We start from the raw sequence: 23,706 nt of genomic DNA, 5'->3' as shown, positions 1-23,706 counted from the left end.
CGGGCCTCCCGTCCGTCGTCGGCACCCGTCCAGGGCACGGTGCGGCGTCTCAGAGACGCAGGGTGCGGTCGACGATCGCCTGCGCGACGTCGGACAGGCGGTCGCCGGTGGCGGCCGCGTGGGCACGGATGACGCCGAAGGCGTCCTCGATGGAGACGCCCTTGACGTGGGAGACGACGCCCTTGGCCTGCTCGATGACCTCGCGGGAGCCGATGGCGCGCTGCAGCTGCGCGTGCACGACCTCGTGCTCGCGGAGGGTCCGCTCGTGCAGGATGCCGATCGTCGCGACGTCCGCCAGCGCCCGGGCGATCCGGAGGTCGGGGGCGGCGAGGGCGCCGGGGGCGGTGCCGAACAGGTTGAGCGTGCCGATGACCGTGGCGCGGAGACGCAGCGGCACGGCGTGCGCGGACCGGACGCCGAGCGCCAGGGCCCCGGCGCTGAAGGCCGCCCACTCGGCGGGCGCGTCCGCGATGTCCGGGCACGCGACGGGCTGACCGGTGGTGAAGGTCGTCATGCACGGCCCCGCCTCGGCGTCGAGCTGCAGGACCTCGATGAGCCGACTGGTCTCGGAGGTCGAGGCGATCACCTCGAGCTCGCCCCACGCGTTCGCGAGCATGATGCCCGCGGCGTCGACGTCCAGCACGTCCGCACAGGTCTCGACCAGGGTCTGCAGGAGCTCGACGACGTCGTACGAGTCGACGAGGGTGTCGGCGAGCGTCGCGAAGGTGTCCACGATGCGGGCCTCGCGTCGAGCCGCCGTCATCGGACCTCCTCGATCAGGCCGCCGTGTCGCTCGAACCGCACCGCACCGCTGATGATCTCCTCGGCGACCTGGCGCATCGAGGTCTTCCTGGCGAACGCGTGCCCCTGGATGAGCAGGGTGGCGTCGTCGGGGGTGATGTCGAGCTGCGCGAGGACGACGCCGGTCGCCTGGTGCACGACGCGTCGGGAGAACGGGTTGCGGTCGACGATCGCGTCCTCGTCCTCGACGGTCCTGACCACGCGGCGCAGCACCCGGCGGCCCATCGCGGTGGCGAGCGCGGACGCGATCTCGACCTGCTCGTGGTCGAGGTCGGTCGGGTCGGGCGCGTAGACGTCCACGGCACCGAGCGGGAACGGACCGAAGACGATGGGGAACGCGAACACGGCGCGCACGGCCTCGTCGCGCACGGCGTCGTTGAAGGCGGGCCACGCTGTGTTGGGGCGCTGGACGATGTCGCCCTCGAGCACGGGAGCACGCTGACGCAGCGCAGTCCAGCACGGCCCCTCGGTCAGGTCGAACTGGATCTCGTCCACCCGGGACGCCGTGTCGTCGGACGCGGAGATGGTCTCGTTCGTCCCGATCACGCCGAACGACGACACCGACACCCCACCGATGGGGATCGCCCGACGGAACGGTTCGCTGAGCTCGTCGTCCGGGACGTCGAGCGACCGGATCGCGCGGAATGCGCGCTTGACTGCGTCATCCATCCCTGTCCTCCTGATCGGTGTCCGATGCTACCCGCGAGCCCGCTGCGGGCGTCCGGCGTGTCGTGGGCGTGGGCGGGGGCGGTGGCGCGGTCGGGCCCCAGGCCGGCAGCTCGGCGGGCACGTAGGACCCGTCGGCCTCCGGCAGGCGCAGCAGCGGGTTGACCGAGGCGAGCCGCACCCCGTCGGTGTCGCGCAGCGCCCGGCGGACGGCGTCGTTCAGGACGAACGCCACCAGGTCCTCGGTCCCACCGTCGGGTCGGTAGCCCTGCCAGGCGACGATCTCGTGCTCGGCGCGACGCAGGGCGCTGGCCAGGGTCGCGTCGGGGTCCTCCACGTCGATCTCCACGTCGAGCACCAGACGGAAGCGACGCCGCTCGCTGCCCGGGTCCGCCAGCGCCGGGATGCCTGTCCCCGGCTCGTCGTCCGGCTCGAAGTAGCGGAGGGCGGCGGAGGGTGCGTTGCCGAACGCGGCGCGGTAGTCGGCGGCCATGCGGCCCGCGTTGCTGAAGTGCCAGCGCCGGGCCACCTCGGCCACGGTGGGCTGGTTGGCCGGGTCGGCGGACTGCAGGTCGCGACGGACGCCCTCGAGCCGCAGCGCGCGGAGGTACTGCCCGGGGCTCACGCCGACCTCGCGGTGGAAGGCCTTCTGGAGCCCCCGTGGGGAGATGTTGACCGCCGCGGCGACGTCCGGCACGGCGATCCGCTCCTGCGCGTGGTCGTGGAGCCAGCGCAACGCGTCGCGGACGGTCCGGGAGAGCCGGGGCGTCGTGCCCTGGGTCCCCTCGGGAGCGACGTCGTCACGCATGTCGTCAGCGTACGGGCGACAGGCTGGCTCACGGTCCCGGGGTCCTGCCCCGGGACGTCCCAGGGCAGCCTTGTCCGGATCGCGAAGCACGATGGTGATGGATCCGGGCGGCGAAGTCAACCCCTGTCGGTGCTGATACTGTCCCGCAGATACTCGAAGTGTCCCAGGGGAGCGGGTGACTCCACCCGGGACCTGGAGCAGATCATGGAGACGATCGAGATGCGGCGCCCGACCGCCGCCACCGACGACGCACCTCGGCTGGGACAGCGCCTGGACGCCAGACGCCTGTCCGAGCGGGCCGGCACGGACCGCCGCGACGCGGTCCGCCTGTTCGAGGACCTGTACGGCGCCGAGGACGTCGTCTTCGGCCGCGGCGAGCACTTCCGCTGGCGCCACCGGACCCTCCGTGACGGCAACGTCGAACTCGTCAGCTCGGCGGTGACGACCGACCGCCGGGGCGACCTCGACGCCAGCGGCTGGCTGACGCTCGGCTGGACCGCCGGCGGTGGCGTGGGCATCGACACCGGACCCGACCGGGTCGTCACGGAGCCCGGCATCCCCGTCGTGTTCCCCGTCGACCGGCCGTACTCCGTCGTGACCCCCGCGGGCGTGCACCACCTGGTGCGCATCGACCTCGGGTTCTTGGAGACCGTCGGCTCCGTCCTCGGCGGGGGCACCAGGAGCGGCACGGGCACGTTCCGCCTGCACCCGGTGCCCGACGGGCTCCCCGGGCTCCGCACGGCCCTCGGCGCGGTCGCCACGGCGGCCTTCGGTGACGGCGACCCGCACCAGGCGAGGCTGTCCCTGCAGGTCCAGCTCGCGGAGTGGATCGTGCGGGCGTACGGCACCCGCACCGGACGACGCGAGCTCGGGGCCGGACGGAGCACCGTCGAGCTGGCGCAGGCGTACCTGGCGGAGCACTGCGGCGACCAGGTCACGCTGGCCCACCTGTGCGGGGCGACCGGGGTCAGCGCCAGGACGCTGCAGACCGCGTTCCTCCGCCACACCGACAGCACCCCGATGACGTACCTGCAGCACATGCGCCTGGACCGTGTCCGGATCGCGCTGCAGCTCGCCGACCCGGGGTCCGTCACCGTCGCGACCGTCGCCCGCGAGTGGGGCTTCCGGCACATGGGGCGCTTCGCCGGCACCTACCTGCAGCGGTTCGGGGAGTACCCGGGAGAGACGCTGCGAGGGCTGCCGACACGTCGTGTCCGGAGCCGCGCCGTGCCCAGATCGGCGTGACGGTTCGGCATACCCGCGTCCGGCCGGGTACCGTACCAGGATGAGCTCCGAAACGAACAGCACCACCGAACCCATCGACGAGGGGCCCGTGGTGACGTTCGCCGACCTGGGGCTCAGCGAGCCCGTCCTCAAGGCCGTCAAGGACATCGGGTACGAGACCCCGTCCGCGATCCAGGCCGCCACCATCCCGACCCTGCTCGCCGGGCGTGACGTCGTGGGTCTCGCCCAGACCGGCACCGGCAAGACGGCGGCGTTCGCGCTCCCCGTCCTGTCCCGCATGGACGCCGGCAGCAAGCTGCCCCAGGCGCTCGTGCTGTCGCCGACCCGTGAGCTCGCGCTCCAGGTGTGCGAGGCCTTCGAGCAGTACGCGTCCCACATGAAGGGCGTCCACGTGCTGCCCGTCTACGGCGGCCAGGCCTACGGCGTACAGCTGTCGGCACTGCGTCGTGGCGTGGACGTCGTCGTCGGCACGCCCGGTCGCATCATGGACCACATCGCGAAGGGCACGCTCGACCTGTCCGAGCTGAAGTACCTGGTGCTCGACGAGGCCGACGAGATGCTGAAGATGGGCTTCGCGGAGGACGTCGAGACGATCCTCGCCGAGACCCCGGACACCAAGCAGGTCGCCCTGTTCTCCGCGACGATGCCCGCGCAGATCCGCCGCATCTCGAAGCAGTACCTCAACGACCCGGCCGAGATCACCGTCAAGGCCAAGACGACCACGTCGGCGAACACCTCGCAGCGCTACCTCATCGTGTCGTACGCGCAGAAGGTCGACGCGCTCACCCGCATCCTCGAGGTCGAGGACTTCGAGGGCCTGATCATCTTCGTCCGCACCAAGAGCGAGACCGAGACCCTGGCCGAGAAGCTCCGTGCCCGCGGGTACGCCGCCGCCGCCATCAGCGGTGACGTCGCCCAGGCGCAGCGCGAGCGCACCGTGAACCAGCTGAAGTCGGGCAAGCTCGACATCCTGGTCGCGACCGACGTCGCCGCCCGAGGCCTCGACGTCGACCGCATCACCCACGTGGTGAACTTCGACATCCCCGTCGACACCGAGTCCTACGTCCACCGCATCGGCCGCACGGGCCGCGCCGGCCGCAGCGGTGCCGCGATCAGCTTCGTCACCCCGCGCGAGCGCCGCCTGCTCACCGCGATCGAGAAGGCCACCCGCCAGCCGCTCACCGAGATGACGCTGCCCTCGGTCGAGGACGTCAACGTCACCCGCCTGACGCGCTTCGACGACGCGATCACCGCGGCACTCGAGCAGCGCGGCCGGGTCGAGGCCTTCCGCGACATCATCGCCCACTACGTCGAGCACCACGACGTCCCGGAGGCCGACGTGGCCGCCGCGCTCGCCGTGGTCGCGCAGGGCGAGACCCCGCTGCTGCTCGACCCGGCCGAGGACGCCCTCCGCCGCCAGGTCGAGCGCGACCAGCGCAAGAGCCGCGACGAGCGCAAGGGCCGCGAGGAGGACGGCGGCGACCGTCGTCGTCGCTCGGTCCCGATGACGCCCTACCGGATCGAGGTCGGTCGTCGGCACCGCGTCGAGCCGCGTCAGATCGTCGGTGCCCTCGCGAACGAGGGCGGCCTGCGCCGCGACGACTTCGGTGCGATCCGCATCCAGCCGGACTTCTCCATCGTCGAGCTGCCGTCGGACATGCCCGGTGACGTGATCGAGCGTCTCCGCGACACCCGCATCAGCGGCCGGCTCATCGAGATCCAGCCCGACCGTCGGGGTGGCGGCTCGCGCCGCCCGCGCGAGGACGACGACCGCCCAGCGCGTACCTCGCGCTACTGACGCGAGAGCGCTCCTGACGGGAGGCCCGGTGCCAGCTGGCACCGGGCCTTCCGTCCGTCTGTCCTGCTGTCCTGCTGTCCGTCTGTCCGTCTGTCGGCACGCTGCGTTGCGGGACACCGCACGGAGGACCGCACATCGGCCGCCGGCCGTCCCACCGGCCCCCGGCCGGTGCTTCCATGTCCCCGGGGCGCGACGGGAAGTCGCGCGGACAGGGGAAACATCGTGTTCAAGACCGTGCTCACCGTCGCGGCAGCGGCCGCACTCGTCGTCACCGGGGCACTCCCGGCGACGGCCGCACCGGCGACGAGGCCAGGTGCGCCGACGTCGGTGCGTGTCGTCGGCACCGCCGACCAGGCCACCGTCCGCTGGTCGCTCCCGGCGAGCGGCGCGAAGGTCGTCCGGTGGACCGTCTCGGTCACACCGGTGGAGGAGCACCCCGACCAGGGGGTCGACCGGCTCGGCGCAACGGCGCGCTGGGACCGCTTCGGCGCCCTGCAGGCGGGCACCACCTACACGTTCGCGGTCCGTGCCGTCGGCGCGAAGCACCCCGGGCCCGCCGTCAAGGTGCGGTACCGGGCGACCGCCGCCCAGTCGGAGCCGCAGTCGCTCTACGCGCTCGACGAGGCCGGTGCCGTCGTGCGGTTCCCGACCGACGGGTCCGACGCGGGCAGGACCGTCGCCCCGCACGGTACCGGCTTCACGGCGAACGACCGCGGTGACGTGTTCGAGCCGTCGGCGGACCTCAAGTCCATCTTCATGTACCCGGCCGGTGGCCGCGCTCGCCAGGTGATCGCGACGGGGCTGCACCTGACCGCCGACCTCCGGTCGGACGTCGCGGGCAACCTGTACTGGGAGGACTCGGTCTCCGGGGCCGTCATGGAGCTGCCGGCTGCCGGTGGCATGCCGGTGACGGTCCTGCCGGACGCCGGCCTCGTCTGGGCGGTCGGCCGCGACGGCACCGTCTCCGCGTGGGTCGGCGACACCTCGCGGGCCGCCGTGACCTCCCGCACGCCCACGGGGGAGACCACCACCCGCTCGCTCGACCACGGCGCGACCGGCACGTTCGGCTACGTCCGGGAGATGCTCGCGGACGGCGCGGGCGGCCTGTACGTCAACTGGCTCTCGCCGGGTGCTGCCGGTGCCTACAGCTGGCAGGCCCTGCCCGCCGGTGCGACCACGTGGACCGCTGCCCAGCCCAAGCTGGCGTTCCAGTACGGCGCCACCAACTCGGACGGCTTCCGCCTGGCGCAGTCGGCCGAGTGGTGCCCGACGCCCTCCGAGTACCGGCCGCACGGCTGCGACGTCGACCGGTCGATCACCACGACGGTCGTCCGTGCCGCCGACGGCACCACGACCACGGTTCCGGTGACCGGGGTCACCGCCGGGACCCGCGGGCCGGAGACCGGCGCCGCGGACGAGGCCGGCGACGTGTACCTCGACGTCGACAGCGGTCCGACGCCCGGGCTCTGGCGGCTGCCGGCCGACGGTGGGGCCGCGCAGCAGCTCGTCTGCGCGCAGTTCAGCCGCCTGCTCGTCATCTGACCCGGGGCGCGACACCACACCCACGAACGGTCACGGCACCGCGGACCCCCGCGGTGCCGTGGCCGTTCGTCGTCCGGTCAGGCGATGCCCACGAGGGTCCGACGGCAGACCTCGTCCCACGGCGTCGGTTCCAGGCGGAGGTGGGCGCGGGCCGCGGCGTCGTCGAGCACGTAGGGGGCCGTCCACTGGTACTGCAGCGGCACCATCTCGCGCAGCATCGGTGACACGAGGCCGAGGGTACCGACGGCGGCCCCGGACAGGCCATGGACCCGCACCGGGGGCCTGTCCGCCGCGGCCAGGACGTCGGTCAGCGCCTGTGCCTGCGACACCGGCGGGTTCGACGGCACGTTCCAGGTCCGGCCGTGCGCCGAGGGGTCGTCGGCGGCTGCGACGAGGGTGCGGGCGACGTCGAGCACGTCCGTGAAGGTGTGCGGCAGGTCGGTCCGGCCGATCATCCGGGCGCCCTTGCCCCGGAGCGCGGCTGGCAGCACGCGGGTCACGTGGGCGTTCTGCCCGGTGCCGGAGCCCATGTAGTCGGACGCGCGGACCTCCACGGCCCGGACCCGTCCCGCGCGGTGGGCGTCGAGGGCGTCCTGCCACATCCGGGCCCGCAGGACGCCCTTGGCATCGGTCGCCGCGTCCGGCAGGCCCTCGTGCATCGGGCCGTCGACGGGGCCGTACGGGTACAGGTTGCCGGTGATCGCGTACACGGCGCCGGTCCGCTCGGCGGCGGTCAGGAGTGCGGCGGCCAGGGGTGGCCAGGCTGCCGCCCACTGCGTGTAGTCGCCCGGGTTCGCGCAGTTGTGCAGGACCGCAGCGCCCTCGGCTGCCCGGGTGAGCGCGTCGGCGTCGGAGGCGTCGAGGGCGAGGTGTGCCGCGCCTCCGACCCCGGTGTCGCGGCCCGAGCGGGTGGCGACCGTGACACGGTCCCCCCGGCCGACGAGCAGTGCGGCGACGTGGCGGCCGACGGGGCCGGCGCCGACGACCAGGTGGTGCTGCGACATGAGGTCATCCTCCACTCAGGAGAGCAGTGCTCTCGGTTCGCTGAGCATCGCATGCTCCTGCTGACTGCACAAGAGCAGTGCTCTCGATTGTGGGCACCGCTCTCGCGTGCGAGGGTGGGTGGATGGTCGAGACGGCACGTGAACTGGCCCGACAGGCACTCCGCTCCCGGATCCTCGACGCGGCACGCGTGCGCCTGACGGGGGAGGGGCCGGCGCAGCTGAGCCTGCGTGCCGTGGCCCGTGACGTCGGCATGGTCTCCTCGGCGGTGTACCGGTACTTCCCGAGCCGTGACGACCTGCTCACCGCCCTGCTCGTGCAGGACTACGACGAGCTCGGCGAGGCCGTCGAACGGGCCGACGCCGCGCACGAGCGCACGGACGTCAGCGGGCGGTGGACGGCAGCGTGCCGGGCCGTCCGGACCTGGTCCCTCGAGCACCCGGGCGACTTCGCGCTGCTCTACGGCAGCCCCGTGCCCGGGTACGCGGCCCCGCAGGAGACGATCGAGCCGGCGACCCGGGTCACGCAGGTGCTGGTCCGGATCGCGGTCGACGCGATGGCCGACCGGGCGGTCCCGACGTCCCCGGTGTCGCCGGCCCCTGCTGCGACCGACACCGTCGTCGCACCGGCCCTCGCGTGGGTCCGGTCGCGCGGGATCACGGCCGATGCCCCGGCCGAGGCCGTCATGCGGACGATCATGGCGTGGACGACGCTGTTCGGTGCGGTGTCGTTCGAGCTGTTCGGACACACCGTCGGGGTGGTCGCCGACCACGCCGAGTACTTCGACCGGCTCGTCGAACGGCTGGCGGCCGACATCGGCTTCTCCGCGATCGGGGGCGTGACAACTCCGCCTCCCCTGAGGTAGACAGGTCCGGACACCCGAGCCGGGACCCGACGGCGAGGAACCAACCACCCCGCGCGATCAGGAGCAACGGTGCAGCGGAGCAGGACCAACGACGTCGGATCGGCAGCCAGAGGGTGACCGCACTCGACGTCAGCAGGCAGGACCGACGACGCCTCGGTGGGAGCACCGGGCGCCGACGACTGGTCACCGTCCGGGTGGTCGCGTTGCTCGCCTCCCTGGCGGGCATCAACTACGTGGGCTGGCGCTGGGCGGCGTCGGTGAACTGGCACTCGTGGTGGATCGCCGTGCCGCTCATCCTCGCCGAGACGTACAGCGTGATCGACTCGCTGCTCTTCGCGTTCGGCGCGTGGAGGCTCCGCGAGCGGGGCGAACCGCCGACCCCGCCGACGACCGAGGTCACCGTGGACGTCTTCATCACGACCTACGACGAACCGATCGAGCTGGTGATGCGCACCGCGCTCGCGGCCAAGGCCATCCGCTACCCGCACTCCACGTGGATCCTCGACGACGGCAACCGCGCCGACATGCGCGCGGCGGCGGAGCAGGCCGGGCTCGGCGTGATCACCCGCGGGCAGGACTGGGTCGACCGCCCCCGGCACGCGAAGGCGGGGAACCTCAACAACGCCCTGCTGTCGACCCAGGGGGAGTTCCTGCTCATCCTGGACGCCGACCAGGTGCCGGACCCGGCGATCCTCGACCGGACGCTCGGGTACTTCAAGGACCCGCGGATGGCGCTCGTGCAGACCCCGCAGTGGTTCGAGAACGTGCCGGACGCCGACCTGCTCGGCAGCCAGGCGCCCCTGTTCTACGGCCCCATCCAGCAGTCGAAGGACGGCTGGAACGCCGCGTTCTTCTGCGGGTCGAACGCGATCCTCCGCCGCGAGGCGCTGATGCAGCTCGGGATCTCCCGCTACGTGGCAGAGGTCGAGTCCTCGGTGCGGCGCACGCTGGTGACCTCGCGCCGCCTGCTCTCCCGTGCGCGAGAGGTCGAGGACGACCCGCGTGTGCTCGGTGCCCTCGACGACGCCGAGGCCGTTGTGGACCGCGCCCGTGACCAGATGGCCGCGGACGAACCCCTCGGCGACGTCACGTACGACTTCCAGCGCGGCATCGACGCCATCGCGTTCCGGTTCGCCGCGGCCGACCTGGAGTCGGTGCGGAACGACCTGCAGGAGCTCGCGGCGATGTCGACCGACGCCGACACGTTCGCCGTGCTCGACGACGCGGCGCTCGACGTCCTCGGGCAGCGGAACGCCTCACCGGTCGCGGCCATCGAGGCGATCGCGGTGCTGGCTCGGGCCGTCGATGTGAACCGGGGCGACGAGGCCCAGCCGATCATGCCGCTGGCGACGATCTCCGTGACCGAGGACATGGCGACCGCGATGCGCCTGCACGGACTCGGCTGGAAGTCGGCCTACCACGACGAGATCCTGGCGAAGGGCCTGGCGCCCGAGGACCTGCCGACGATGCTCGTCCAGCGGCTCCGGTGGGCGCAGGGCACGATGCAGGTGTTCTTCCGCGAGAACCCCCTGGTGCAGAAGGGCCTGTCGTTCGGGCAGCGGCTCATGTACTTCTCGACGATGTGGAGCTACCTGTCCGGCTTCGCGGCGATCGTGTACATCGCCGCTCCCGTGCTGTGCCTGTCGTTCGGGGTCGTCCCGGTGCAGGCCTACAGCGTCGACTTCTTCGCCAGGCTCATCCCGTTCCTGGTGCTCAACCAGCTGCTCTTCTGGGTGGTCGCCGCGGGCAGACCGACCTGGCGTGGGCAGCAGTACTCGCTCGCGCTGTTCCCGGTGTGGATCGAGAGCGTGACCAGCGCGTTCGAGAACGTGTTCCGCGGCAAGCCCCTCGGGTTCCGCGTCACGCCGAAGGTCCGCGACGACACCGAGTGGAAGCCCCGCTGGGACCTGATCCGACCGCAGCTCGTCGCGATCGGGTCGCTCGTCGCCGCGCTGTTCTTCATCGGCATCCGGTACCTCACCGGGCAGGCGTCCGGGATCGCCCCCCTCGTCAACACCGCATGGGTCGTCTTCGACCTCGTCATCTTCAGCATCGTCATCCGAGCGGTGCTGTACCGCGGACCGGCCCCCACCGGGCAGTCCGGCCACACGTCGAGCACCGCCGGAGGACCCCTGTGACCACGTTCGACGTCCCCGCCGTCCCGACCAGCCTCGACACCGTGCAGGACCGCTTCGCCACCTGGTGGGACGGCCTCGGCGTCGACGACGTCGCGCACCGGTTCGCCCTCGAGACCGCGGTCGCGGAGATCGCGGCGAACATCGTCGAGCACACCGCGCGCCGCGACCAGCAGGAGGGGCGCCGCTACACGGTGCAGCTCGAGGCCACGGACCAGGCCTTCACGGCGGTGCTCCGCGACAACGGGCTGCCCGTCGACATCGACCTCGCCGCGGTGACCATGGCGGACGTCGAGGCCGAGAGCGGCCGCGGCCTCGCGCTGGCCCTGGCGGCGCTCGACCGGCTCGAGCACCGGCACGAGCACGGCCACAACGTCTGGACGCTGGTGTGCGAGCGGTGAGGGGACACCTCGTCCGCCTGATCGCCCTCCTCGTCACCGCCGGCACGCTGCTGCTCGGCGGCGTCGCGCCAGCGCAGGCGGAGACAGCGGCGACGGCCGCGACGGCGACGGCCGCGACGGCGACGGCCACGGCCACGGCCGACCCCACGGCGTCGGCTGGCCCGCTCTCCCCGCCCAGCGGCAAGGCGTGGTTCGGCCCCGACCTCGACTGGGGCGCCGACGCCCCCGACGGGTACGAGGGCCGCCTCGGAGCCACCCCGTCCACCTACGGCCTGGAGATCCAGTACCCGCTCGACCGCGGGGCCGAACGCCTGCTGCTCCGCTCGACCCGCGCGGCCGCGGCGCAGGGCGCGACCCTCGTCGTCGGGCTCGAGCCCGGCGTCGACCTCCGCTCCCTGACCGCCGCCGACGCCAGCCGCGCGAACGCCCTCTTCGAGCGGATCCACCGGCAGTACGGCACGCAGCTGCTCGTCCGGTTCGCCCCGCAGATGAACGGCACGTGGGTGCGGTGGGGCCAGCAGCCGACGCAGTACGTCCTGGCGTTCCGGGCGCTCGCCGACGCGGTGCACACCGGCTCCTCCGACGCGGCCATGGTCTGGTCGCCGTCGTACGGTGCCGGCTACCCGTTCGGGGAGTCGGCCGGACGGCTCCGCGACCTGTCCGCCACCGACGTCGAACGCCTCGACACGAACGGTGACGGCGCGCTCACCGCCGCTGACGACCCGTACGGGCCGTACTGGCCGGGCGACGCCGCCGTCGACTGGGTCGGGCTCTCGATGTTCTCGTTCGGCAAGGGCGCGGCGACCCAGGCCGCGGGGCGCGACGTCCCGCTGATGACGAACGAGGTCCCCGCCGCCGGCGAGGTCGAGGCCCGCTTCGACGAACGCTGGGGCTACGACCAGCAGCAGCCGCAGACGTTCTCCGAGCGCTTCGCCGTCGGGCACGACCGCCCGATGGTGCTCGACACCGGTGCCCTGTACGACCACGCCCTGCGCGGTGCCGACGAGCTCGCGGTGAAGCAGGGCTGGTGGGGCCAGGTGTTCGCCGCGGTCCAGGACCGCTCCTACGTCCGCGCCGTGACCTTCGTCGAGACCAACCGCCGCGAGCCGGAGGCCGGCAACCGCCTGGCCGACTGGCGCGACACCGCCGACCGCGGCGTGGCGGCGTCCTTCCGCCGGGACCTCCTCGCCACCGACCGGTTCGTGACCGGCCCGGTCACCCAGGAGGTGACGCACCAGGACGGCGCCGCCGCGACGAACCAGCAGCTCGACACCGGCGGCGACCAGATGGCGTGGATCGTCTGGCTCGCGGTCGGCCTGGCCCTGGCGTTCCTGCTGAGCGGCGTCGTCGGCCGGCTCCTGCCGAGCTGGCGCTACCCGGACGACGGCAAGCCCGGACGTGACCTCCGGCTCGACCTGTTCCGCGGGTTCATCATCCTCGCGGTGGTCATCACGCACATCGAGATCGGCGGCCCGTACTCGTACCTGACGCTGCACGCGGTCGGGGCGATCACGGGCGCGGAGATGTTCGTGTTCCTGTCCGGCATGGTCCTCGGCATGACCTACCCGCTCGCGATCAAGCGGTTCGGCGAGTGGGTGGCTGCGGTCGGTGCGTGGAAGCGCGCGCGGAAGCAGTACCTCGTCACGCTCGTGGTGATCGCGGTGGTCTTCGCGCTGAGCTTCGTGCCGTTCCTGGACACGGACGCGATCACGACCTTCACCGACCGGGGGACCGGCACCGGTGGCGTCGGGGCCGAGGGGCGCGTCTACGACCTCTACCCGAACGCCATGCAGCTCCTCGCGTACCCGCCGCCCTGGTACGCGATCCGGCAGTTCCTGCTGCTCGAGATGGGCCCGTGGCCGTTCAACATCATGGGCCTGTTCGTCGTGCTGAGCCTGTTCATCCCGCCGCTGCTCTGGGTCATCCGCCGGGGCTTCTGGTGGGCGGTGCTCGCCGGCAGCTGGGCGCTGTACGTGTTCCAGGCGCTGAACCCGGCCTTCCAGCCGCTGCACTCGCAGTTCGAGGCAGTGTTCCCGCTCTTCACCTGGCAGATCGTGTTCACGCACGGGCTGGTGCTCGGGTACTACCGGCGCCAGATCGTCGGAGCGCTGACCAGCCGTCTCGGCAAGGTGCTCATCGGTGTCGGGGTCGTCGGCTACGCGGCGTTCCTGGTGTACGTCTGGGCGGCAGCGCAGTTCGGGTTCACGCCCGTGCCGTTCCCGGCGTCGATGTACGACCAGCTCTACAACACGGCGTACCAGCGCGTCGACCTGCAGTGGGGGCGTCTGGTCGACATCGCGTTCTTCGCGATCGTGTCCTACGCGCTGCTCACCGTGTTCTGGAAGCCCATCAACGCCTGCCTGGGGTGGCTGTGGATCCCGATCGGTCAGGCGAGCCTCTACGTGTTCGTCTGGCAGGTGTTCTTCGCGCTGGCGATCGCGTCCATCCCGAGCGTCGACTGGGGCAACGGGTGGATCGGCTTCGCCGTGCACTCGGCCCTGATCCTGCTCGTCTGGGTGATGATCCGCCGCAAGTTCCTGTTCAGCGTCATCCCCCGCTGACGCGGGTCCTTCCCCGCGTTGCAGGTCGTCCCCCCGCGGGTCCTTCCCCGCGTTGCAGGTCGAATCGCGCGTAGGGGGTCGGAACTTCCGACCTCCTACGCGCGATTCCACGTGCCAGCCGGCACCGCGACGAACGGGAGGCTCGGTGCCAGCTGGCACCGAGCCTCCCGTCCGTCAGGTGCGCGTCAGCGCGTCGCGAGCGGCGTCGGGTCCACCGGGTCCGGCGGCACCGGGAGCGACCCGCGGATCTGGTTCTGCGCCTGGCAGTCGCTCGTGCAGTTCGTCGCACCGGCGCTCAGCTCGATCGCGTCCTCGCCGAGCACGCCACCGAGGCGACCACCGGGCTGCACGGTCCACGTCGTCGTGGTGGCGGTCTGCGACGTCTTCGTCGCGACCTGCGGGCTGTCCTTGCCGAGGAGCATCTGGTGCGCCCCGCTGCCCGAGGTCACCGCGGGGGTGCCGTTGCCGAAGTTGATCTTCCCCGTGTACGGGTTGGTGAAGTAGAAGAGCCCGGCACCGAGGGTGTGCGTGAAGGTGACCGGAGCGGCGAACTCGGTCTCCATCTGGAAGATCCCGCCCTGGGCACCGTCCTTCGCCTGGATCTTGAACTTGCCGGCCCCGGTGGTGAAGATCGCGACGAGGGTGTCGTCCTTCACCTCGAGCGACGACAGCGTCGTGCCGGCCAGCTGTGCCGCCGTGAGCGACGGCACCTTCGAGGCGAACACGACGGTCGGCGCCGTGACCATGCGCTGCGTGTCCGGCGCACCCGTCAGCGTGTAGTCGTACACGCCGAGGTCAGCGAGCCGGATGTCGAAGCCGTTGTGCTTCCCGCGCACCGCGATCGTGCCGGTGACGGCGGTGTCGCGGAGCTTGTACTCCTTGCCGACGGCCGGGTTCGTGGTGGTGCCGTTGACCGTGACGGCGTAGTCCCCGCCGGTCGAGGTCTTGCCGGACGCCTGCGCCGGGGCGACCCCGACGAGGGCGACGGCCGCGACGGTGACCGCGGCGAGCGTGGCGGCCAGGCCGACGGTGCGACCGCGGGCCGTGCGAGCGCGGGCCGTGTGATCGTGCGCGGTGCGGCGGGGTTCGAGGGTGTGGTCCATGGTGTGCCTCCTGGTCTGCGGGGCGGTTCGACCCCTCGGCACGATCGTCGCCGGTACGACCGGCCACCACCATCAGACCTTGGTACTAGTACCCGCTCACCAGCCGTGGTCCCGCGCCCAGAGCGCCGCGCTCGTGCGGTCCGCGACGCCGATGCGCCGGAAGACGCTGCCGACGTGGACCTTCACCGTGCGTTCGGCGATGCCCAGCTCGGTGGCGATCTGCCGGTTCGACAGGCCGCGCGCGAGGCGGACCAGCACGTCCCGTTCGCGCGGCGGCATCGCGGGCGACGGGTCGTGCGCGGCGGCGCGTACCGGGTCGGCGGGCAGCAGGCCGTGGGCGACGCGCGGGTCGATCGGGGCCTCGTCCCGCGCCGTCGCCCGGACCCCGCGCACGACGTCGTCCGGGTCGGCGTCCTTGAGCAGGTACCCGGTGGCGCCGGCGACCAGGGCGGCACGAACCCGCTCGTCGTCGGCGAACGTCGTCAGCACGAGCACCCGGGCGGCAGGCACCCGCGCACGCAGGGCCCGCGTGGCCGCGACCCCGCCGGCCCCGGGCATCGACAGGTCCATCACGACGACGTCGGGCAGCAGGACGGCCGCGAGTTCGACGGCGTCCTCGCCGGTGGCCGCCTCACCGACGACCTCGCAGTCGTCGGTCGTGTCGAGCACGGCACGCAGCCCGTTCCGCACCAGGGCGTGGTCGTCGACGAGCAGCACCCTCACCATCCGGGGCCCCCTGCCGGGATCGTGAGGTCCCACCGCGTGCCAGCACCCGGCGCGGTGCGCAGGCGGAGGGAGCCACCGGCGTCCTCGGCGATCTGGCGCAGGAGCGTCGTGCCGAGGTGCCCGCTGCGCGTGGTCGACAGGACCGCGTCCGGGTCGAAGCCGACACCGTCGTCCGCGACCACCACGACGAGGTCCTCGCCGGTCCGGCGGACGACGACCTCGACCGCCGAGGCCGCCGCGTGCCGGACCGTGTTCGCGACCGACTCCCGGACGAACCGCACCGTCGCGAGCAGCGCGGCGGGGGAGGCGTCGATGGTGGACGGGACGTCGACGACCGTCCGCACGCCTGCCGCCCGACCCCGTGCAGTGGCGTCGTCGAGCGCGGCCACGAGCCCCTGCCGGTCGGGCACCGGCGGTTGGATCGCGGACATCGAGGACCGGAGCGTCGACACCGCTGCCCGGAGCGTCGTCGCGGACTCGTCGAGCACCGCGGCGCCAGGGCCCGCCGTGGTCCTGGCCGCGGCACCGAGCGACAGCGCCAACCCCGCGATGTCCTGCACCGGCCCGTCGTGCAGGTCCGCCGCGAGCCGACGACGCTCTGCGGTCTCCGCGTCGAGCGCCCGCACGAGCAGTCGCTCCCGTTCACGCTGGCCGGCACGCAGCCGGAGCAGCAGCCACAGCACGACGGGCAGCAGCAGCGCGACGGCGACGGCGACGGTCCCGAACGCGAGCGTCGCGAAGGCCGACCGGAGCGAGGCGGCACTGGCCAGCACCGAGTCGTAGGGGTAGTAGACCTCGAGCAGCAGGGCCGTGCCCGACGGCGTGTGCACCGCCTGGTACGCCTCGAGCAACCGTCCCTGGCCGCGCTCGTACCGGTTCTCCGGCTCGGTCAGGTCGGACACCTCGGCGTCGGACCGGTCGGTCTCGAGCGCCTCGAGGTCCTCCTCGGACAGGGCGAACCGCTGCCCGACCAGCCTGGGCTCGTCCGACCACAGCACGGTGCCGTCGGGAGCCCAGAGCTTCACGCGGACGGCGGCGCTCGCCGCGGTCACCGCACGGACGGCCCGGGCGAGCTCGTCCGCGGCGGCGGTGTGCTCGGCAGCGGTGGGGGCGGTGGCGTCGCTGGCGTCGCCGCTGCCGGCGACGCCGCCGGTGATGGCGTCGAGGAGTGCGGGTTCGATGACCGACCGGGCGACGGCCGCGGTGTCGCTGGTGGCGTCCTCGACCGCGAAGCGTTCGGCGGTGCGCTGCGACACGAGCGTGCCGACCGTGGCCACCGCGGCGCCGCCGAGCAGGGCGACGAGGACGACCCCCACGAGGACGCGGCCCCACGGGGTCGTCCGTGCCGGGCGGCGGCGGGCGTCGGCGGCGACGACGAGCACGCTGCCGTCGTCGGGGACGCGGGGGTCGGTCATCGACGCTGCTCGGTGCACACGGTCACCGTAACCGCGCGCGGGCTGCCAGCTCGCCTGTGGCGGGCCGATCCGCGTGTGGCAGGTCAGATCGCGCGTTGCGGGTCGAAACGTGCGTAGGGGGTCGGGAGTTCCGACCCTCGACGCACGAATCGACTCGCAATCCGTCGCCGAGCCTGGACTGCTCAGGGTGGTCGATCACATTTCTGCAATATGCAATCAAGCATCGTCGTTACCCGCTGTGGAGCACCGCGCTGATAGTCGCGATATCGACAAACAATGACGCTCTGGTCCGTGGACAGTTCGAGGACAATGTGATTGTCTGCATTCGAGCACTCGATGAGTGCAGCAAAGGAGAAGATGATGATGCGAACTCTTGGACGATTCACCGCAGCAGCGGCTGCAACCACGCTCTTGGTGACAGGGCTGGTGATGGGAGGGGCTTCCTCAGCCTCTGCCGCGGGTAATTGTAGTTACTTCGCGAAGGACGCTGGCGAGTTGGTCGGCACATGCACCGGCACTGTCTACTTCAAGTGGACATGCGTATCGGACGCGTTCAACACGTGGAACCGGAAGCAGATGGACTTCGGATCATCCGTGAGCACGAAGCGCATTGTTGCGTGCAACTTCGGCGGCGTGAACGACTACTACATCGAGAGTTGACAGCCGAATTCCGTCCTGGCTGCTGAGGGCATCTGCCGCATGCCGCAGCAGCCAGGGCAGGGACTGCCACCAGCGCTGCCGTACCGGTGCTTGCGTGCCGCCGTGGTGCAGCGCGAACGGTCCCACTGACCGGTGTACGTCAGGCGTCCGCGACGCCGACGGGCATCACCGACTGCTGGCACTGCTGCGGGTTCGGTACAGCCGCCCTGACCGTACGAGTCGTACGCAGACATGGAAGCGACCTCGACCGCGCCGTCGTCCTCCTGCGCGACGAATCGGGGACGCGGGGGTCGGTCATCGACGCTGCTCGGTGCACACGGTCACCGTAACCGCGCGCGGGCTGCCAGCTCGCCTGTGGCAGGCCGATCCGCGTGTGGCAGGTCAGATCGCGCGTTGCGGGTCGTGTCGTCCGGTACGCTCACGCGCGCCTGTCCGCTCCGTCTGCGGCAGGAGCCGTCGCCGTGGTCCAGGCGGAGGACGGGCAGGTCTGAGGGGGGAGCGTCGTGGTGCATCACGAGCGGAACCGGTCCGCGACGCCCGGAACGCCGGTGCCTCCTCCCGGCACACGGATGGTCGCCGTGGGGCTGGCGATCGCGATGTCGGCAGCAGCGCTGGTCGGCCTCGACGCGACGCTGGACGTCCCCGCGGTCAGGGCCGCTGCCTCGTCGACGGCTCCGCCGGTCACGGTCACCGCGGTCACCGCGACCACCACCGTCACCTCGACCGGCACGGCCGTGCGCACCACCATGCGCGTCGAGAACACCGCGGCCGTGCGGACGCTGACCTCCCACGCCTGGCTCTCCCTCGCCGCCGGGAACAGGAAGTACACGCTCGGCCAGGCCACCGTGCGGCCACTCGCACCGGGAGCGAGCACGACCGTCCACGCGATCCACCGGACACCGTCCCGCGCGGCAGTCGGGAGGTACGCGGTCCTCGCCTGCGCGGGACCGTACTCCGCGGAGCACTGCCGCACGTCGGCGACGACCGTCACCACCCGACCCACGACCCGCGCACGGCCCGAGACGGGGGTGATGCTCGACGTCGCTCGCGCCTACTACCCCGTGGCGTTGATCAAGCAGTACATCGACCTCCTCGCGGAGCATGGTGGCCGCTTCCTGCACCTGCACCTCACCGACGACCAGAACGTCGGGATCGAGAGCGCCGTCCTCGGACAGACCCCCGCGAACGCCGATCTCGACCACGGCGTGTACACGAGCCGGGTGACCGGTCGGCCGTTCCTGAGCGCCGCACAGGCACGCGCGATCTCCGCCCACGCGGCGAAGCGGGGCATCGCGATCGTGCCCGAGATCGACACTCCCGGCCACATGGCTGCCGCGTTCGCCCTCCTCGAGGCGCGTCACGGCACGGCGTGGGTCGATCGTGTCCGGTCGGGCGAGAGCGAGCTCGACACGTCGGCACCCGAGAGCCTCGCGCTGGCAGCCGACCTGTACGCCGAGGTGCAGCGGACCTTCCCGTCCAGCCGCACCGTGCACGTCGGCGGGGACGAGTGGGGCGGCGGCGTCACCGCCGACGAGCGCGTCGCGTGGCTGAACGCGATGGCAGCCGCGCTCGGCGACCGCGAGGTCTGGGCCTGGAACGACGGGATCGACCGGGCTGCGGTCAAGCGCCTCGATCCGCGCATCCACGTCACGTACTGGAGCTTCGACGGCGACACCGAGGACGCAGCGGAACGCCACGAGCGCCGGCAGCGACGGGCCAGCGCACGCGACCTGTACCGGGCGGGGACCGACCTGCTGAACTACAACTCGTACTACCTCTACGAGGTGCCGACCGACCTCGACGAGGCCGACAGTGGGTACACCGTCGCCGACCTCCGCGAGCACTGGTCCCTGCGCGCATGGGACGGTGACTCCGGAGCGCTGCTCCCCGCTCCGATGTCGGGTGCGGCCGTCGCCATCTGGGGCGAGGACCTCGAGGACCCGCCCTCGGGCGACCTGCTGCGCTGGAGCGCACCCCACGTGGCAGCGATGATCGAGACGGCGGCCTCCTGACCGTCCTCCTCGGTCACCCGGGCTGCGGAGCCTCCGCCACCAGCGGGGCTGGCACCGCTGACGGACGGGAGGCTCCCCACCGGTCACGGCCGTCCCGCCGCTGGCGCGTCGGTCCGGAACCGGCCGGCGTGGGCCCAAGTGCCAGCTGGCACCGAGCCTCCAGTCCGTCAGCGGGTCATCGCGCCCATCTCGGTGACGACGACGCGGAGCGTGTCGGCGAGCTCGTCGCCGTCCGCGACCGTGGTGCGCTGCGCCAGCTCGATGAGCGCTGCCATCACGAGGGTCACCGCGGTGCGGGCGGTCTGGCGGTCGGTGCGCTCGGCTGCGACCTCGATGACGGCGGCGCGGACGGCGGCCATCCAGTCGAGCATCGTCGGCATCACCTCGGGGTGCCGCTCGACGAGGTCACGGGCTCGGTGCCGGTCCTGGGGGAGCGCCACGGTGTGCCCGACGAGGTCGCAGAGGTCGGGCACGAGGGGGCCGTCCGAGGCGAGGAACCGTGCTCGGACGGCCGGCGGCACGGAGTTCGGCGGGAAGCCGAGCGCCGCGTCGGCCTTGGACGGGAAGTAGTTGAAGAAGGTGCGCGGGGAGACGTCGGCCTCGGCGCAGATCTGCTCGATGGTGACCCCGCCGAGGCCCTGCTCACCGACGAGCCGGAGTGCGGCGTCGTGGATGGCCTGGCGGGTCTGCTGCTTCTTCCGCTCGCGGAGGGAGGCGCAGGGCTCCGCGCCGGTGGGCAGTGCGGTGGGGGTCACGTTCTCGTCCCTGGTGGAAGGGTCCTGCGCCGGCAAGGGGGACACGGCGCAGGACCCGGTCGGTCACCGACGGGTGGTCGGGGTGGAACCGGTCATCGGACCGGTGAAGGACCCGGCCTCGGCTGCGGCGAGACCGGCGTCGGCCTCGAGCTGGGCCTCGGCGGAGATGTCGGCGCGTTCCTGCAGGGCCGAGCGCTGGCGCAGCGGCGGGACCTTGAAGAACCAGGTCAGGACGAACGCCAGCAGGATGACCCCGAGGCCGACCCAGTAGATCGCCACGGACGAGGCGTTGAACCCGGCCATGAACGGCCGCGTCAGCGCGCTGTCGGCACCCGTGAGGAACGAGGTGTCGTTCGTGCTCGACGCGCTCGACCCGGTGTCCCCGGAGCCGTTGAGCTCCTTGACGATCGACGGCACGGCCTGCTCGACGTAGTAGGCGCGCTGGTCGGGGTCCGACCAGTCGACGGCCAGGGCACCGTTCTCGACCGTGGCGTGCGCCTGGTCCGCGGCCTGCTCGAGCGCGGCGTCCTCGGCTGCGGGCAGCGCGGCGGCGACCTGCTGGTCGATGACGCCCTGCGCGGCGGCAGCGGGCACGGTGCCGGCGGTGACCTGCTGCTGGACGGCTGCCGTCACCTGCTGGGTCACGGCCTGGTCAGCGGCGTCCTTGGCTGCGGCGGTGCCGTCGGCCAGGCCGGACTCCACCTGCTGCTTCAGCGGGGTGACGATCGGGTCCCAGATCTGGTCCATCACGCCGGCGTTCCGGGGGGCGGTGGCGACGGCCGGGTTGAGCGCGGCGTCAAGACCACCGGTCAGGTTGCCCTTGTCCGCGGTGGCGCTGAGGATGTTCGCCGGCATCACCGAGAACAGGATCGAGAGCAGCACGGCGGTGCCGAGCGTGCCACCGATCTGGCGGAAGAACGTCGCCGAGCTGGTCGCGACGCCCATGTCCTTCGCCTCGACGGAGCCCTGCGACGCCAGGGTCAGCGACTGCATCACGGAACCGAGGCCGAGCCCGATGAGGAACATGCCGATCATCAGGAACCAGAGCGGCTTGTCGATGGACATGAACGTCAGGACGACGTAGCCCATCGAGACCAGGGCCGTGCCGATGACCGGGAAGACGCGATAGCGACCCACCCGGGCGACGATCTGCCCGGAGGTGATGGACGCGATCATCAGGCCACCGACCAGGGGCAGCGTGGCGAAGCCGGACTCGGTGGGGCTGAGGCCGACGACGATCTGCAGGTACAGCGGGATGGTGAGCATCGCGCCGAACATCGCGAACCCGACCAGGAACCCGATGACCGTGGCCATCGAGAACGTGCCCGAGCGGAAGAGCTTGAGCGGGATGATCGCCGCGTCGCCCATCTTCGACTCGATGGCGAGAAGCGCGACCAGGCCGACGACGCCGATCACGTAGCAGGCGATGGCGGCTGCGGAACCCCAGCCCCAGATGCGGCCCTGCTCCGCGACGAGCAGCAGCGGCACGAGCGTGACGATGACCGCCGTGGCGCCCCACCAGTCGACGCGCGGCTTGGCGGTCGCGTCGTGCACCTTCGGCAGGTGCAGGAAGACGATGACCATGAGGAGCGCGGCGACGCCGATCGGCACGTTGATCAGGAGCACCCAGCGCCAGCCGGTGATGAAGAGGATCTCGCTCGTGCCGGCGAGCAGGCCGCCGATGAGCGGGCCGATGACGCTCGAGATGCCGAAGACCGCCAGGAAGTAGCCCTGGTACTTGGCGCGCTCGCGCGGGGCGAGGATGTCGCCCATGATCGCGAGCGGCAGCGACATCAGCGCGCCGGCACCGATGCCCTGCACGGCGCGGAAGCCGGCGAGCATGAGCATCGACGTGGACATCGACGACAGCACGGCGCCGAGGATGAAGACCACGATGCCGAAGATGTAGAGCGGACGGCGGCCGAAGATGTCGGAGAGCTTGCCGTAGATCGGCGTCGCGATGGTCGACGTGATCAGGTAGGCCGTGGTCACCCAGGCCTGCTGGTCGAGCCCGTGCAGGTCGTCACCGATGGTGCGGATCGCGGTGCCGAACACGGTCTGACCGAGCGAGGACAGGAACATGCCGGCCATCAGGCCGTAGATGACGAGCAGGATCTGGCGGTGCGTCATGAGCGGCTGCCCGGAGCCGGGGGTGCCGGCTGCTGAGGCGTCGTGACGCCCGCGCTGCACCTGGACCGGTGCGGTGGCGGTTGACATGGGTTCCTTCGGTTCGATCGGTGGGGCGGCTGCTCGGGAGACCGGACGCACCGTCGCGCGGACCCGTGGGGTGGGCGCCGGCACCGTTCTCGACCTTGCAGCGAGTGCAAAGTTACACTAGATGCTTCCAGCAAGCAACTAATTCGGCGCTCTAGGCTGGGCAGGTGACCGACGACCAGGCAGCCGCCACGCGAGGCGACTCCGAGCGTGCCCTCCGGCAGCAGCTCGACCGGCTCTGGGTGCGGCAGGCCCTGCGGTCAGTGCTCATCGAGGACCGGGGTGGGCTCGACGCGACGGCGCGGGTGATCCTGCGCGCGGTCGAACGCCTCGGACCGGTGCGCTCCACCGTCGTCGCCGAACTGACCGGGCTGTCGCGTCCCGTGGTGAGCCGTCGCGTGACCTCACTCGTGGCGGCCGGGCACCTGGCGAGCACGACCGACCCCGAGGACGGCCGCGCGAGTCTGCTCGAGGTCGCTCCCGCTGGGCAGCGCCTGCTCGACGTGCTCGACGCGCACGGGGACGAGGTCTTCGACGAGCTCATCGAGGTGTTCCCCGACGACGACCTGCGGGCGCTGTCGGTGCTGCTCGCGCGGTTGAACGACCGCGCGGACGAGGTCCTCGGCGCTGCCGTCCGCGCGCGCTGACGCCGCCGGCCGAGACACCCCCGTCTGCGCGAGACGCCCCCGACCTGCCCAGACGCCGCCGTTTTCCGCGGCGTTTCGACGACTTGGCGGCGTCTCATCGACACGCCGGTGTCTCGCGGACGCCGATCCCCGACTCGAACTCGGATGCCGGTGTCTGCGCGAGACACCCCCGCCTGCGCGAGACACCGGCGTCACCCGGAGTTGCGGCGCGGCGAGACACCCCCGTCTGCGCGAGACACCCCTGTCCGCGCGGGACACCGGCGTCAGCTTGTGCTCCAGCGCAGCGAGACACCCCCGTCTATGCGAGACGCCTCCGACCTGCCGAGACGCCGCCGTTTTCCGCGGCGTTT

General features: G+C 72.0%; 19 protein-coding genes. 10 read left to right on the top strand and 9 right to left on the bottom strand.

The features are described from left to right. Nucleotides 1-49: 49 nt before the first annotated feature. Genes BIU98_RS07330 through BIU98_RS07320 form a run of 3 tightly spaced genes read right to left on the bottom strand, consistent with a single transcriptional unit; the run spans nucleotide 50 to nucleotide 2,275 of the window. Nucleotides 50-763: a GAF and ANTAR domain-containing protein gene (locus tag BIU98_RS07330; RefSeq protein ID WP_071274053.1), complete on the bottom strand. Its 714-nt coding sequence runs from the start codon at nucleotides 761-763 to the stop codon at nucleotides 50-52. Beyond that, nucleotides 760-1,470 carry a GAF and ANTAR domain-containing protein gene (locus tag BIU98_RS07325; protein ID WP_071274050.1) on the bottom strand — a complete coding sequence of 237 codons (711 nt, stop codon included), beginning with the start codon at nucleotides 1,468-1,470 and terminating at the stop codon, nucleotides 760-762. Before BIU98_RS07325 ends, BIU98_RS07330 begins: the two co-directional genes overlap by 4 nt. Beyond that, nucleotides 1,463-2,275 (bottom strand): helix-turn-helix transcriptional regulator, encoded by an 813-nt coding sequence (locus BIU98_RS07320; RefSeq protein ID WP_071274047.1) that lies wholly within the window; start codon nucleotides 2,273-2,275, stop codon nucleotides 1,463-1,465. Before BIU98_RS07320 ends, BIU98_RS07325 begins: the two co-directional genes overlap by 8 nt. A 204-nt stretch (nucleotides 2,276-2,479) precedes the next feature. Here BIU98_RS07320 and BIU98_RS07315 point away from each other — a divergent pair, with 204 nt between their 5' ends. The 3 genes from BIU98_RS07315 (at nucleotide 2,480) to BIU98_RS07305 (ending at nucleotide 6,860) form a co-directional block, all read left to right on the top strand. After that, the gene (locus tag BIU98_RS07315) at nucleotides 2,480-3,520 is read left to right on the top strand and encodes a helix-turn-helix transcriptional regulator (RefSeq protein ID WP_071274044.1); all 1,041 of its coding nucleotides are present in this window, start codon (nucleotides 2,480-2,482) and stop codon (nucleotides 3,518-3,520) included. 40 nt (nucleotides 3,521-3,560) lie between these two features. Next, nucleotides 3,561-5,318: a DEAD/DEAH box helicase gene (locus BIU98_RS07310; RefSeq protein WP_071274041.1), complete on the top strand. Its 1,758-nt coding sequence runs from the start codon at nucleotides 3,561-3,563 to the stop codon at nucleotides 5,316-5,318. 222 nt (nucleotides 5,319-5,540) lie between these two features. After that, nucleotides 5,541-6,860, top strand: a complete 1,320-nt coding sequence (locus BIU98_RS07305) for a fibronectin type III domain-containing protein (RefSeq protein WP_071274038.1) — start codon at nucleotides 5,541-5,543, stop codon at nucleotides 6,858-6,860. Nucleotides 6,861-6,937: 77 nt separating this feature from the next. Here the strand turns inward: BIU98_RS07305 and BIU98_RS07300 are convergent, their stop codons facing one another. Beyond that, a complete protein-coding gene (locus BIU98_RS07300; RefSeq protein ID WP_071274035.1) occupies nucleotides 6,938-7,864 on the bottom strand; it encodes an NAD-dependent epimerase/dehydratase family protein in 927 nt (308 codons plus the stop codon). Between the two features lie 122 nt (nucleotides 7,865-7,986). Here BIU98_RS07300 and BIU98_RS07295 point away from each other — a divergent pair, with 122 nt between their 5' ends. From BIU98_RS07295 to opgC, 4 genes are all read left to right on the top strand, one after another. Then, nucleotides 7,987-8,727, top strand: coding sequence for a TetR/AcrR family transcriptional regulator (locus BIU98_RS07295; RefSeq protein ID WP_071274032.1), 741 nt, complete (start codon nucleotides 7,987-7,989; stop codon nucleotides 8,725-8,727). Between the two features lie 194 nt (nucleotides 8,728-8,921). Then, entirely contained in the window at nucleotides 8,922-10,865 is a 1,944-nt protein-coding gene (locus BIU98_RS07290; RefSeq protein WP_254787816.1) for a glycosyltransferase family 2 protein, read from the top strand. Continuing rightward, entirely contained in the window at nucleotides 10,862-11,263 is a 402-nt protein-coding gene (locus tag BIU98_RS07285; RefSeq protein ID WP_071274029.1) for an ATP-binding protein, read from the top strand. Before BIU98_RS07290 ends, BIU98_RS07285 begins: the two co-directional genes overlap by 4 nt. Beyond that, complete coding sequence (gene opgC / locus BIU98_RS07280; RefSeq protein WP_139200610.1) at nucleotides 11,260-13,824, top strand: OpgC domain-containing protein; 2,565 nt, start codon at nucleotides 11,260-11,262, stop codon at nucleotides 13,822-13,824. The genes BIU98_RS07285 and opgC overlap by 4 nt, the downstream gene beginning before the upstream one ends. A 185-nt stretch (nucleotides 13,825-14,009) precedes the next feature. Here the strand turns inward: opgC and BIU98_RS07275 are convergent, their stop codons facing one another. The 3 genes from BIU98_RS07275 to BIU98_RS07265 all read right to left on the bottom strand — a co-directional run bounded on the left by BIU98_RS07275 (nucleotide 14,010) and on the right by BIU98_RS07265 (nucleotide 17,068). Next, a complete protein-coding gene (locus tag BIU98_RS07275) occupies nucleotides 14,010-14,927 on the bottom strand; it encodes a hypothetical protein (protein ID WP_083393060.1) in 918 nt (305 codons plus the stop codon). Nucleotides 14,928-15,023: 96 nt separating this feature from the next. Then, nucleotides 15,024-15,653 carry a response regulator transcription factor gene (locus BIU98_RS07270; RefSeq protein WP_071274026.1) on the bottom strand — a complete coding sequence of 210 codons (630 nt, stop codon included), beginning with the start codon at nucleotides 15,651-15,653 and terminating at the stop codon, nucleotides 15,024-15,026. Then, a complete protein-coding gene (locus BIU98_RS07265; protein ID WP_071274023.1) occupies nucleotides 15,647-17,068 on the bottom strand; it encodes an ATP-binding protein in 1,422 nt (473 codons plus the stop codon). The genes BIU98_RS07270 and BIU98_RS07265 overlap by 7 nt, the downstream gene beginning before the upstream one ends. A 336-nt stretch (nucleotides 17,069-17,404) precedes the next feature. Here BIU98_RS07265 and BIU98_RS18895 point away from each other — a divergent pair, with 336 nt between their 5' ends. Together BIU98_RS18895 and BIU98_RS07260 are read left to right on the top strand one after the other, a co-directional pair. Further along, nucleotides 17,405-17,728 (top strand): hypothetical protein, encoded by a 324-nt coding sequence (locus tag BIU98_RS18895; protein WP_139200609.1) that lies wholly within the window; start codon nucleotides 17,405-17,407, stop codon nucleotides 17,726-17,728. Nucleotides 17,729-18,306: 578 nt separating this feature from the next. Beyond that, nucleotides 18,307-19,740 carry a family 20 glycosylhydrolase gene (locus tag BIU98_RS07260; RefSeq protein ID WP_175481310.1) on the top strand — a complete coding sequence of 478 codons (1,434 nt, stop codon included), beginning with the start codon at nucleotides 18,307-18,309 and terminating at the stop codon, nucleotides 19,738-19,740. A gap of 167 nt (nucleotides 19,741-19,907) precedes the next feature. Here BIU98_RS07260 and BIU98_RS07255 read toward each other — a convergent pair whose 3' ends face one another. Beyond that, nucleotides 19,908-20,495 carry a TetR/AcrR family transcriptional regulator gene (locus BIU98_RS07255; protein ID WP_071274017.1) on the bottom strand — a complete coding sequence of 196 codons (588 nt, stop codon included), beginning with the start codon at nucleotides 20,493-20,495 and terminating at the stop codon, nucleotides 19,908-19,910. Nucleotides 20,496-20,558: 63 nt separating this feature from the next. Further along, nucleotides 20,559-22,712 carry an MDR family MFS transporter gene (locus BIU98_RS07250; protein WP_071274013.1) on the bottom strand — a complete coding sequence of 718 codons (2,154 nt, stop codon included), beginning with the start codon at nucleotides 22,710-22,712 and terminating at the stop codon, nucleotides 20,559-20,561. A gap of 164 nt (nucleotides 22,713-22,876) precedes the next feature. Between BIU98_RS07250 and BIU98_RS07245 the strand changes: the two genes are divergently transcribed. Beyond that, entirely contained in the window at nucleotides 22,877-23,356 is a 480-nt protein-coding gene (locus BIU98_RS07245; protein WP_071274010.1) for a MarR family winged helix-turn-helix transcriptional regulator, read from the top strand. The last annotated feature ends 350 nt before the right edge of the window (nucleotides 23,357-23,706 follow it).

Origin of the sequence: Curtobacterium sp. MMLR14_010, assembly GCF_001865015.1 — a bacterium.
Taxonomy (GTDB): domain Bacteria; phylum Actinomycetota; class Actinomycetes; order Actinomycetales; family Microbacteriaceae; genus Curtobacterium.
This window is presented reverse-complemented; position numbering and strand designations above follow the sequence as displayed.